Annotated in this window: 9 protein-coding genes; 3 read left to right on the top strand and 6 right to left on the bottom strand. The window is 69.8% G+C overall.

Translation table 11 applies throughout. The annotated features are described in order from the left end of the window. Positions 1-470: 470 nt before the first annotated feature. From DCN14_RS31890 to DCN14_RS31865, 6 genes are all read right to left on the bottom strand, one after another. Positions 471-1,538, bottom strand: coding sequence for a porin (locus DCN14_RS31890; RefSeq protein ID WP_096508616.1), 1,068 nt, complete (start codon positions 1,536-1,538; stop codon positions 471-473). A gap of 223 nt (positions 1,539-1,761) precedes the next feature. Further along, positions 1,762-3,756 carry an acetate--CoA ligase gene (gene acs / locus DCN14_RS31885; RefSeq protein WP_205212620.1) on the bottom strand — a complete coding sequence of 665 codons (1,995 nt, stop codon included), beginning with the start codon at positions 3,754-3,756 and terminating at the stop codon, positions 1,762-1,764. Between the two features lie 257 nt (positions 3,757-4,013). Then, the gene (locus DCN14_RS31880; RefSeq protein WP_240327478.1) at positions 4,014-5,912 is read right to left on the bottom strand and encodes a sigma-70 family RNA polymerase sigma factor; all 1,899 of its coding nucleotides are present in this window, start codon (positions 5,910-5,912) and stop codon (positions 4,014-4,016) included. Continuing rightward, positions 5,896-6,213, bottom strand: coding sequence for a high-potential iron-sulfur protein (locus tag DCN14_RS31875; protein ID WP_096509038.1), 318 nt, complete (start codon positions 6,211-6,213; stop codon positions 5,896-5,898). Before DCN14_RS31875 ends, DCN14_RS31880 begins: the two co-directional genes overlap by 17 nt. A gap of 76 nt (positions 6,214-6,289) precedes the next feature. Next, positions 6,290-7,552: a transporter substrate-binding domain-containing protein gene (locus DCN14_RS31870; protein WP_096509037.1), complete on the bottom strand. Its 1,263-nt coding sequence runs from the start codon at positions 7,550-7,552 to the stop codon at positions 6,290-6,292. 74 nt (positions 7,553-7,626) lie between these two features. Further along, a complete protein-coding gene (locus tag DCN14_RS31865) occupies positions 7,627-9,354 on the bottom strand; it encodes a methanol/ethanol family PQQ-dependent dehydrogenase (protein WP_096509036.1) in 1,728 nt (575 codons plus the stop codon). A gap of 634 nt (positions 9,355-9,988) precedes the next feature. On the opposite strand from DCN14_RS31865, the gene DCN14_RS31860 reads away from it, so the two are divergent. From DCN14_RS31860 to DCN14_RS31850, 3 genes are read left to right on the top strand one after another with little or no spacing between them, the layout of a single operon-like run. Beyond that, complete coding sequence (locus DCN14_RS31860; RefSeq protein WP_240327476.1) at positions 9,989-10,876, top strand: energy transducer TonB; 888 nt, start codon at positions 9,989-9,991, stop codon at positions 10,874-10,876. 10 nt (positions 10,877-10,886) lie between these two features. Then, positions 10,887-11,606, top strand: a complete 720-nt coding sequence (locus tag DCN14_RS31855; RefSeq protein ID WP_096508953.1) for a MotA/TolQ/ExbB proton channel family protein — start codon at positions 10,887-10,889, stop codon at positions 11,604-11,606. Next, a complete protein-coding gene (locus tag DCN14_RS31850) occupies positions 11,603-12,031 on the top strand; it encodes a biopolymer transporter ExbD (RefSeq protein ID WP_096508952.1) in 429 nt (142 codons plus the stop codon). The genes DCN14_RS31855 and DCN14_RS31850 overlap by 4 nt, the downstream gene beginning before the upstream one ends. The last annotated feature ends 53 nt before the right edge of the window (positions 12,032-12,084 follow it).

Here is a 12,084-nt window from a genome sequence, read left to right as displayed (position 1 = left end):
TCCTGGCAGGGCCGTCGCCGCCGGACGGCAGGTGTGCGGCGCGCAGGCCGCAGGACCGTCGGGGACGAGGGCGGTTGTCTCTGGATCGCCGTGATGTCGAGGATGCGGCACGCAGCACGCGACATCCGGCGAGTGTGTTGGTGTGAAGCAGTGTAGAGAAACGGGCGGAGCCGGCTATCGGTCATGCGCCCGGAAACCGGTCGTAAACGACACGGTTGGCGCAGCGGGACAACCCGCCGCGCGGCAGGGGCAGGCGCGCATCCCGCGGTCCGGGCAGTGGCGCGAGTGGTCTATACCGGGCCGGGACGAGCACGAATGTCGCACGATGTGGCGCGTGCGGCATTCACGCGGAACGATGGGATGAACGCGGATTCACATGGTGCGAAAGTCGCCGTGAATCCGGACGGAAAACGATTCGGAGTGCGAATGCAGAGCGACGACGGTTCGACACAACCGCCGCCGCTCGTGCATCAGAACATGTGGCGGATCCCGACGTTCGCGCCGACGGTCGTTCCGGTGACCGCGTAAAGCGCGTTGGTGATCCCGAGCCCGGTATCCATCGCACCGTGGTTGTTGACCATCGCGACCTGTGCGTAGAGCGCGGTCGCTTTCGACAGGTTGTAGCTCGCGCCGACGGCCGCGAGCAGCGAGTGATTGGCCGTGTCGTTGCGATCGCTCGTGAACCACACGCCGCCGTTCACGTCGACGGCCGGCGTCGCCTGGTAGTCGAGGCCGCCGCCGTAGACGTTGCTGCTGAACGAGCCGCCGACCTTGTAGCTCGCGAACGACGCCTTCGCGGTGACCGGGCCGAACCGGTACGCGGCGCCGATCGTGCGCCCGACGAACGCGACGGCGCTCGGCGTCGGCGTCGGGTCGGTGCCGTCGTTGCCGTCGTAGAACGCGGCGTTGATCATGAAGCCGCCATGCTCGTACTTGAGGCTCGCCGAGTACTGGCGGCCGGCCTGGAAGTCGCCGGCCTTGCCGCCGAGCGCGATCATCGCGCTGCCGGTGAGGCCGGCGATCGTCGGGCTCGTGTACGACACGGCGTTCGGGTTGAACAGGCCCGTCACGAGCACGTTGTCGACGTAGTTGACCAGCCCGCTGCCGAAGTGCGAGAAGCTGCGCGGGTCCGAATCGAAGATCGCGAGCAGGAACGGCGAGTACTGCACGCCGGCCTTGACCGTGCCGAAGCCGCCGTCGAGCCCGACCCACGCTTGGCGGCCGAAGAAGTTGCCGTTCGAATGGGCGAACGCGCCGTTGGTGACGGCAAAGCCGCTTTCGAGCTGGAACCGGGCCTTGAGGCCGCCGCCGAGATCCTCGGTGCCGGTCATCCCGAACGTCGTCGGCGTCATGCCGGTGTCGGTCATCGCGAACTGATGGCCCGCGTTCCCGCCGGTGGCGGCGTCGAGCGTCTTGCTCGTATACAGCACGGCGGCGTCGAGGTTGCCGTACAGCGTCACGCTGCTTTGCGCGAAGCCGCTGGTACTGGCCAGCGCGCCTGCCAGCGCGGTGCAACCGATCACGATTCTGCTTTTCATTGAGTGTCTCCAGTGTTGTGTTGTTGTACGTCGATGCATCGAACAGGGGATGCGACGGACGCCCGCGTGGCGGTGTCCGGCGCGCGGGCCGCGCACGCGGGGTGGGGGCGCGGCGGGACGCACGTGCGCGGTCGGGTAGCGGCCGCGTGAGGCGCGTTCATGGCGGGGATGGATGCCGGAACGCGCGTGCGTCGAAGATGTGGGGTGAAGCCAGCCTCTCCGGTCAGAGCGAGCGGCCAAGCTGGTCGAGGATCGCCGGATTCTCGAGCGTGGAGGTGTCCTGCGTGATCGCCTCGCCCTTCGCGAGCGAGCGCAGCAGGCGCCGCATGATCTTGCCCGAGCGCGTCTTCGGCAGGTTGTCGCCGAAGCGGATGTCCTTCGGCTTCGCGATCGGCCCGATCTGCTTGCCGACCCAGTCGCGCAACGTCTTCGCGAGCGCCGCGGCCTCCTCGCCTTCCGGGCGCGAACGCTTCAGCACCACGAACGCGACCACCGCCTCGCCCGTCGTGTCGTCCGGGCGCCCGACCACCGCCGCTTCGGCAACCAGTTCGTGCGACACCAGCGCCGACTCGATCTCCATCGTGCCGAGCCGGTGGCCCGACACGTTCAGCACGTCGTCGATCCGGCCCATGATCGTGAAGTAGCCGGTGTCCTTGTCGCGCACGGTGCCGTCGCCGGCCAGATACAGCCGTCCGCCGAGCTCCTCGGGGTAGTAGCTCTTCCTGAAGCGCTCCGGGTCGCCCCAGATCGTGCGGATCATCGCCGGCCACGGGCGCTTGACGACGAGGATGCCGCCTTGCCCGTTCGGCACGTCCTGGCCCGTCTCGTCGACCACCGCCGCCATGATGCCCGGCAGCGGCAGCGTGCACGAACCCGGCACCGTCGGCGTCGCGCCCGGCAGCGGCGTGATCATGTGGCCGCCGGTTTCGGTCTGCCACCACGTGTCGACGATCGGGCAGCGTTCCTGGCCGACGTGCTTGTGGTACCACATCCACGCTTCCGGATTGATCGGCTCGCCGACCGTGCCGATGATGCGCAGGCTCGACAGGTCGTAGCTCTTCGGGTGGATCTTGTCGTCGGCCTCGGCGGCCTTGATCAGCGAACGGATCGCGGTCGGCGCGGTGTAGAACACCGTGACCTTGTGGTCGCCGATCATCTTCCAGAAGCGGCCGGCGTCGGGCCAGGTCGGCACACCCTCGAACACCACCTGCGTGCCGCCGCATGCGAGCGGGCCGTACGTGATGTACGTGTGGCCGGTGACCCAGCCGATGTCGGCCGTGCACCAGAACACGTCGTCGGGTTTCCAGTCGAAGGTCCACTTCATCGTCTGCGCGGCCCACAGCAGGTAGCCGCCCGTGCTGTGCTGCACGCCCTTCGGCTTGCCGGTCGAGCCCGACGTATAGAGGATGAACAGCGGATGCTCGGCGCCGACCCATTCCGGCGCGCAGGTGTCGGGCTCGGCGTCCGCCAGCTCGTGCATCCACAGGTCGCGCTCGGCGTGCCAGTCGATCTTGCCGCCGGTGCGGCGATAGACGATCACGCTCTTGACGGCTTCGCAGCCGCCCATCGCGATGGCTTCGTCGGCGATGCTCTTGAGCGGCAGCGTCTTGCCGCCGCGCGCCTGTTCGTCGGCGGTGACGAGCGCGACGGCGCCGACGTCGACGAGGCGTTCGTTCAGCGATTTCGCGGAGAAGCCGCCGAACACGACCGAGTGCGTCGCGCCGATGCGCGCGCAGGCCTGCATCGCGACGATGCCTTCGATCGACATCGGCATGTAGATGACGACGCGGTCGCCCTTGGCGATCCCGCGTTTCTTCAGCGCATTGGCGAAGCGCGACACGCGTGCGAGGAGGTCGGCATAGGTGACGCGCGTGACGGTGCCGTCGTCGGCCTCGAAGATCACCGCGACGCGCTGGCCGTTGCCGGCTTCGACGTGGCGGTCGAGGCAGTTGTACGACGCGTTGAGCTCGCCGTCGTCGAACCACTTGTAGAACGGTGCGTCGCGCTCGTCGAGCACCTGGGTGAACGGCTTGTGCCAGTTGAGGCCCTCGCGTGCGAGACGCGCCCAGAAGCCTTCGTAATCGCGCTCGGCTTCGGCGGCCAGCGCCTGGTAGGCCGGCATGCCGGAAATGTTTGCGCGCTCGCGCGTGTCGGCCGTCGGTTCGAAGATCCGGCGTTCCTGAAGGATCGATACGATGGCGGTCAAGGTGTTCTCCATGAAAATCGCGGGTTGTGGCTTGCCTGTCGAAACGCAACTTGCATGCCAATCGCGTGCCGGTATCCGGCCGGAACGGCGTCAGCGCCGTCCTTTCGCGGTTTTCATCGTTCGATCCGGACTGCAAAGCATTGGAGGAGGGAATATCGGGCGTCGTCACCGCCGCGCGCGTTGCGTCGAAATGCAGCAGCGGTGTTGCAGGCGTCAACATGGCGGGCAACGCGCGACGTGCGTTGCCCGCACCGCCGGCCGCACGCGCGCTACGCGATGAACGACCGGAGCACGCCGAACGCGTCCGACGCACGAAGACGGTCGAGCGCCGACGCCTCGATCTGACGCACGCGTTCGGCGGACAGATTCAGATGGCGGCCGATGTCGCGCAGCGAGCATCCCTCGCCCGCATGCAGCCCGTAGCGCAGCCGCAGGACCATCGCTTCGCGCGGCGGCAGCCGGTCGATCGCGCACGCGACGGCATCGCGCAACTGCGCGGCACCGGCGGCGTCTTCGGGCGACGGCATCGCCGGGTCCGGCACGACGTCGACGAAGGTCATCTCGCCGTCCGGCGACACCGGCACGTCGGTCGACATCGGCTCCTTCACGATCGCCATCAGGTCGCGGACTTTGTCGACCGGCTCGCCCATGTGCACGGCGAGTTCCGCCGGCGTCGCGGTCGCGCCCGAGCGCTGCCGATGGTCGCGCGCGAGCCGCTTCAGCTTGTTGAGCGCGTCGACCGTGTGGGTCGGCACGCGGATCGTGCGCCCGAGGTCGGCGAGCGCATGCGTGATCGCCTGCCGGATCCACCACGTCGCGTAGGTCGAAAACCGGAAGCCGCGCCGGTAGTCGTAGCGCTCGATGGCTTTCAGCAGCCCGATGTTGCCTTCCTGGATCAGGTCGGCGAACGGCAGGCCGCGATCGGGGTAGCGCTTCGCGATCGACACGACCAGCCGGAGATTCGCATCGAAGAGCCCCGTGCGCGCCGGCTGCATCGCGCGTTCGATGGCCGCGAGACGCGCATCGAGCGACGCGGTTGCCCGCGGCGGCAGTGCCGATGCAGCCGCGTCGCGCACGATCGCGTCGCGTGCATCGACGAAGTCGGCCGCCCGTCGCGTCAGCGCCGGCCCGCAGGCGGGATGCGCGGCAATGCACGACGCGAGCCAGCCGCGGTGATCGTCGTCGTCCGACCGCGCGAACGACGGCGCGATGCCGATGTCGCCCAGCATGCGTTCCAGCCGGCCGCGCAAGGCACGGTGCCGGCGTGCGCGGGCGCGCAACGGCTCGCTCATCCGCTCGAGCGCGCGCGCGGACAGGCGCAATGTGCCGAGCAGCGCCGCGGCGTCGCGTACGGGCGAGCGATACGCGGCGGAAGCGGTGCCGCCGGACGCCAGCGCCGCGCGCATGCCGTCCGCGAGCGCGTCGATGCGGGCGAGCCGCGCGACGACCGCGGCGCGCCACGCGGAATCGTCCTGCCGCGCCTGCGCGTCATCGCCGTCCTGGTGCGAGGGTTCGGCGGTGGAGCCGGACGATTCCTCCGTTGCGGCGCCGGCAGACAGCGCATCGTCGCGCGGCCCCTCGGCGAGAAAGATCACATAGGTCGACGCGGCGCTCCGGCGTTCGGCGATTTCGCGGCGAATCGACACCAGCGCATCGAGCGCATCCGGATCGCCGCACAGCACCGCGGCCGACGCCGCGCGGCCGCGCTCGATCCGCTGCGCGTACGCGAATTCCTCGTTGCGCGTGAGGAGCGGCGTCGTGCCCATCTCGCGCAGATACAGCCGGACCGGATCGGTCGTGCGCGGCACGAGCAGGTCGGCCGCGGCGAGCGTGCCGGCACCGTCGGCCCATGCGCGCACGGGCGGCGCGGGCCGGAAGTAGCGTTCGAGCGTCCAGCCGCTCGCGGTATCGGCGCGGTCGCACACCGCGATGCCGAGTTCGCCGAGCACCGCGGCGGCCGCGTCGATGCCGCTGTCGTTCGCGTCATCGTCGGGCAGTGCGTCGATGATGTCGCCGCGTGTGACGAAGCCGCGCGCGAGGCCGGTCGCGATCAGCGCATGCAGATGCGCGCCGGCATGCGGCAGCGAACCGTCGTCGGGCGTGACGACAGGCGCCGGCGCGTGCCGCGCCGGCATCCCGTCGCGCGATGCGTCACGCGCGCTTCGCATACACGTTGCACCAGCCGTCCGCCGCCACCGACTTGCCGCCGAACATCGGGCACGTGCCGCTCGCGTCGGCCGCTTCGCCCTTGTAGAAGCGGCAATTCGCGCAGCGCTCGCCGGCCTGGTATTTCGGGAACTTCGCGGTGTCGACGCTCGATGCACGGGCGCGATAGCCGAGCGTCTTCGCGGCGGCGTCGTTCTCGTCGACGAGCGGCGGCGCCGCGAGTGCCGCACGCGAGGCAGCGAGCGCCGCGCACAGGCCGAGGGTGTTGACGATGAAGGTTCTGCGGGAGGTGGGGTGCGTCACGGTCGTTTCCTGGTGAAGATGAAATCGTGGGGAAGGGCGCGGCCCGCGTCGCGTGGCGGGGCCGCTTGCCCGGGGGTTACTGGCTCGCGTCCTTGTGCGCGGCGGGGCCCGCGATGAGCGGCGCGGTCGAGGCACGCGCGGTATCGGCCGTCAGCTTGCCGTTGCCGGCGACATAGCCGTTCGACGCGAGCAGGAAGGCCATCAGGTCCGCGTAGTCATCGTCCTTCAGCTTGCCGGGCTGGTCGGCGGGCATGTTGGTCGCCATGTAGCCGAACACGCCGCCGATCGTCAGGTGCGAGTGCGACAGCGGCGCGAACGACGGACCGCTCAACGCGGGCGCGGTATTGCCTTCGAGGTCGGCGCCGTGGCATTTCGCGCACGCATTGCCGTAGATCGCCTTGCCGTGAGCGGCCTGTGCGGCGTCGAATGCAGGGGCCGCGTCGCCGCCGGTGCTCGCCGCGACGCGGATGAAGCCGCCGCCGGCGGGCAGGTTGCGCGCGCGCAGCAGGCCGCCGGGCGCGTGCAGGCCGGCTGCCATCGCGCCGTCGGCGAAGCGCGACGGCACGCGCGACTCGTGCGCTTCGAGCGCACTGCCGGGCAGCGCCCACTTGCGGGTCAGCGCCGCGAGCCGGCCGTCGTGCTTCATCTGCGTGAGCGTTGCGTCGATCCGCTGCTGCAACGCAGCCGAGCGCGGCGCGAATGCAAACGTGAGCTGCCAGTCCGCATACGGAGACGACGTCGCGCCGACGCGGAACGTCTGCTTCGGATGCGCGGCCTGATACGCGACGACGGCCGGATACCAGACGATCGCGCGATGCGCGCGGCCGCGGGCGACCGCGTCGACCGTTTGCTCGGACGTATTCTCGAGATCGAAGCGCGCGTCCTTCTGCTGGACCGCGATCAGTTGCGCGGGGCTCGCGTAGGTCGCCGCGACGATTTCGCGGCCGGCCGGCGGTGCGCCCGCGTCGCGGCGCGTGACGCTGACGTAGCCCGAACGCAGGTAGCCCTGCGAGAACAGCAGCTTCGTGTCGGATGCGTCGGCGATCGCCGAGCGCGGGAAGCCCGCGAGCACGTCGCAATCGCGTTCGAGGATGCCCGCGAGTTCGTGTGCGGAGACGCCGTCGTCGTCGCTGCCGCCGGCGTCGTGTGCGGAAAAGGTGGCGGCGACGCCGGCCGTGCGGAACACGTCGCGGGCGACGGCCTTGTCGAGTGCGGCCGTCGGCGTGCCGGGCAGCGAGCAGATACGCACCGGCGTCGCGGCCGTGGACAGCGCCGGGGTCAGCGCTGTGCCCGCCGCGAGCGCACAGGCCACGGCGAGGCGGGAAAGTCGAAGGTTCATGATCGTCGCTCGGTTGGAAACGGGGAGGCGCCCGCGCCGTCGGCGCGGGCGCAATGCGGTCGACCGGACGTCGATCAGCCGCGGTTCAGGGCGAACACGTACAGCGTGCCGCCGCGCGGCACGTCGTCCGCCGCCTTGGCCATCGGGCCGCCCCAGATCGGGTTCGCGCCGCCGTAGCCTGCCAGGACTGCTACGTACTCCTTGCCGTCGACTTCAAACACCGACGGCTGCGCGATGATCCCGCTCGCGAGCTGCGGGCTCTCCCACAGCACCTTGCCGGTCGACACGTCGAACGCGTACAGGTGGCCGTCGAGCGAGCCGCTGAACGCGAGGCCGCCCGCGGTCGTCGCGACGCCGCCGTTCCACGGCAGCTTGCTCCAGTGGCTCCACACCTTCTTGCCGGTGTTGACGTCGATCGCCTGCAGTTCGCCGTAGCCTTCGCTGCCCGGCTCCGGCTTGATCTCGAAGCCTTCGCCGAGATACGGCAGCCCTTCCATGTAGTTGACCGACTTGCCGGACAGGCTCATGCACGCATGCAGCGACGGCACGATCGCGAGATGGTGTTCGGGGTCGTACGACACGGACCACCAGTTCTTGCCGCCGAGGAAGCTCGGGCACGTGTCGATCGTCGTGCCGACCTTCGGATACTTCGCGGGATCCTGGATCGGCGCGCCGTCTTCCGTGTAGCCGGTGACCGACGTCGCCTTCACGAACGGCTCCGCATAGATCAGCTTGCCGGTATCGCGGTCGATCGCGTGGAAGTAGCCGTTGCGATCCGCGTGGAGGATCGCGTCGTGCTCCTTGCCCTTGTACGTGATCGTCGCGAGCACCGGCGTGTTGACGCCGTCATAGTCCCAGGTGTCGTGCTTCGTGTACTGGTAGTGCCACTTCAGGTCGCCGTTCTTCGGGTTCAGCGCGAGCAGCGAATCGGAGTACAGGTTGTCGCCCGGGCGCAGGTCCGCGAGCCACGGCCCCGGGTTGCCGACGCCCCAGTACAGCGTGCGGGTCGCCGCATCGTAGGTGCCGGTCAGCCACGCCGGCGCGCCGCCGTGCGCCTGCATCCCGTCGGGCCACGTGTCGCCGTGCTTCTCGCCCTGGCCGGGGATCGTGAAGCGCTTCCACAGCAGCGTGCCGTCGTTCGGGCTGAGCGCGGCGATGAAGCCGCGCGCGCCGTACTCGCCGCCCGAGCTGCCGACGACGATCGCGCCGTCGAGCGCGAGCGGGGCGAGCGAGAACGCATAGCCGAGGCCCGGTTCGAACATCTGCTTCTTCCACACGAGCGCGCCGGTCTGCGCGTCGAGCGCGGCGACTTCGCCGCTCAGCATCGCGACGTAGACGTTCTTGCCGTACAGCGCCACGCCGCGGTTCACGACGTCGCAGCAGGCCGTCTTGAACGATTCCGGCCCGAGCTTCGGCTCGAATTTCCACAGTTGCGCGCCGGTGGTTGCATCGAACGCGTAGACGTTGTCCTTCGGCGTCGTCACGAACAGATAGCGGCCGTTGACGATCGGCGTGGCTTCGAAGCCCTGCTTCAGTTCGGCGGGAAACTTGTAGCTCCACGCCTGCGTCAGCTGCTTCACGTTCGACGTGTCGATCTGCTTGAGCGGCGAATGCGCCTGGCCGTTGTACGTGCGGTAGTAGGTCAGCCAGCCCGGATCGCGCTGCGCATCCGTGAGCCGCTGGTACGTGACGGCCGGATAATCCGCGGCGGCATCCACCAGGCCGGGATTCAAGACGAGGGCGGCCGCCACCGCGATGCCGATCGTTGCCAGTCGGCTCGTCAAAGCCGGGACTTTCTTCATGGTTGTCTCCTGAGTCATTGTGGTCGCACCGCGGCCAACACGCGGCCGGGCCGGCAGGGTGGTGTTCCGGATCCAGTGCGCAGCCAGTCACGCAAATCGCATGCCATTGCCGCGCGCGCCCCGCCGCGCAACGCGCAGCGGCGGATTGCGCGCGCCAGGGCGGGATGTGCGCGGCGTCGCGGGTGATCCGCGCCTGTTGCGTTCGGGGACAGTCGCGGGCGCAGTGTTGCGAAACACGACAGTGCGCGGGCGATGCGGTGGCCAGGTGACCGGCGGCGAGCGGCGAGCCGCGACGTGCGCCTCGTCGAACGCGTCGGCCCGCGATGGCGGGAAGGCGAGCGTCGTCGACGGGCGGGCCCGGATTGCGGAGGGCCGTGCGACTCGCCGATGCAATGGACGATGCGCGCCCGAATGCGCGGTCGATCGGAGCGCATCGCGTGCCCTGCGGCGCGCGCGCCGTGCCGTTGATCCAAATTGACACAAGGTGCAACAGGGTTGGCACGAACTGCAACAGGTACGCGGCGTCGCGCCGTCGGGCGGATGCGCCGGCCCGTTGTCCGCACGGGCGATGTGCGCATCGGCATGTTTCTTGCCGTTCGGAACGGGAAACGATTCCGTGCAGCGAGAGACCGTCATGAATGCTCCGATTTCGTCCGATGCCGTTCGCCGGTCGGACCGTCGCCGTCTGATCGCGCTGGCGTACGGCATGGCGCCGGCCGGTTCGCGTGCGGCGACGATCGCGGCGCCGCATGCGGCGCGTTCGCGCGAATCGCTGAAGACCGTTGCGCTGACGGTATTCGTCGCGCATTCGGCGATCCTCGTTGCGCTCTGGCATGCGGCCGCATTCGAGATGCGATCGACGCTGCCTCGCGCGCTCGCGGTCGAAGTGGATGCGAGCGAATCGCCGAATGCGGCGCCGGATGTGCAACGTCGCACGGATGCCGTGACGCCTGCGCCGCCGGTGCAGGCGCAGGCGAGTCGTGACGTAGCCGTACATCGGGACGTTCGACCGGGCTTGCAGGCACCGCGTCCCACCGGTCGCGCGAGGCCCGTGCAATCGTCCGTCACCGCGGTCGAACGGCCCGACGGCGACGTCACCCGCCCCGCACCGGCACCGGCACCGGCACCGGCACCGGCGGCCGCGTCGCCGGCCGCTGCGATCGCATCGGCCGATACCGTGCCGGCGGCGCCCGCCCGCGCGTCGCCGGCCGCACCGCCCGCGGCCGAACCGGCGCCCGTCACCGCGCCGCGCTTCGCGGCGGCCTATCTGCACAATCCCGCGCCCGATTACCCGGACGTTGCCCAGCGGCGCGGCTGGGAAGGCACCACGTTCCTGAACGTGCACGTGCTCGCGAACGGGCGGCCCGACCGGGTCGTGCTGGCGGCAAGCAGCGGACACGACGCGCTCGACGATGCAGCGGTCGCAGCCGTGACCGACTGGCGCTTCGTGCCGGCGAAACGCGGCGCGGAATCGATCGACGGCTGGGTCAGGGTGCCGGTCGTGTTCAAGCTGGAAAACTGAGGAATCCGTCATGTCGAACTACATCCAGTACGCAGTGGTGGGCGCGTTCGCGTTGCTCGCGATGCTGTCGGTGCTCACGTGGACGCTGATCGTTGCCAAGGCGCTGCTGTACGCGCGCATCGCGCTCGGCAACCGCCGCTATGCCGCACGTCGGAGCGATCGCACGGCACTGGCGATGCCGACGGACGACGATGCGGCCGCCAGCGTCAATGCGCGGCTGCAGCGCACCCTGTGTCAGGCGCTGCGCGACTTCGACGCCGCCGAGCCGGACGTCCCGGCCGCGCTCGTCGCATGGGATCGCCGCGACCTGCTCGAACGCACGCTCGCGCGCGAGATCCGCCGCGCGCAGCGCCCGCTCGAGCGCGGGCTCACCGTGCTCGCGTCGACCGCGAACGTCGCGCCGTTCGTCGGGCTGTTCGGCACGGTGTTCGGGATCGTCCACACGTTGCAATCGATGACGGCGTCGGGCACCAACGGTATCGACGCGATCGCGGGGCCGATCGGCCAGGCGCTGGTCGCGACCGGCGTCGGCATCGGCGTCGCGATTCCGGCCGTCCTTGCGTACAACCTGTTCCTGCGGCGGCTCAAGACCGTGACGGCCGCGCTCGACGAGTTCGGGCAGGATCTGATCGCGCTGGCCGAGCAGCGGCAATTCCGGCCCGACGCGCCGGTGCACGCCGCGATGCCGGACGCCCGCAACGCGGGTGCCGCGCGCCGGGCGGCCGTATGAAGCCCGATAGCCGCGATGCCGATGCGGGCGAGCCGCTCGGCGAAATCAACGTGACGCCGCTCGTCGACGTCGTGCTCGTCCTGCTGGTGATTTTTCTGATTGCCGCGCCGCTGATGACGCATGCGATTCGCGTCGATTTGCCGAAGGCCGCCGCGGCGCCGCACGACACGCATGCGGCGACCGTCATCGTGACCGTCGACAGTCACGGCGCGGTCTACGTCGACGGCCGGCCGACCGCACCGCCCGACGTCGAAGCCGTGCTGGCGCGACACGTCGCGCGCGATCCGCGCACGAGCGTCAGCCTGCATGCCGATCGCAACGAGCCGTTCGGCACGGTCGCCGCCGTCATTGCGTCGATCGGGCGCGCACGCGTCGCGCACGTCGCGATCGCGACAGCCGATGGAGAAAGCGGTACGGCGCACTGAACCGGTCGGCCGTCGCATCGATTGCCGGCCACGCGCCGGATAACAACAACGAA

Source organism: Burkholderia sp. IDO3 (assembly GCF_003366075.1).
In the GTDB taxonomy this organism is placed as follows: domain Bacteria; phylum Pseudomonadota; class Gammaproteobacteria; order Burkholderiales; family Burkholderiaceae; genus Burkholderia; species Burkholderia anthina.
Note: the sequence above shows the minus strand (reverse complement) of the source record. Positions and strands in the feature narration are given on the sequence as shown.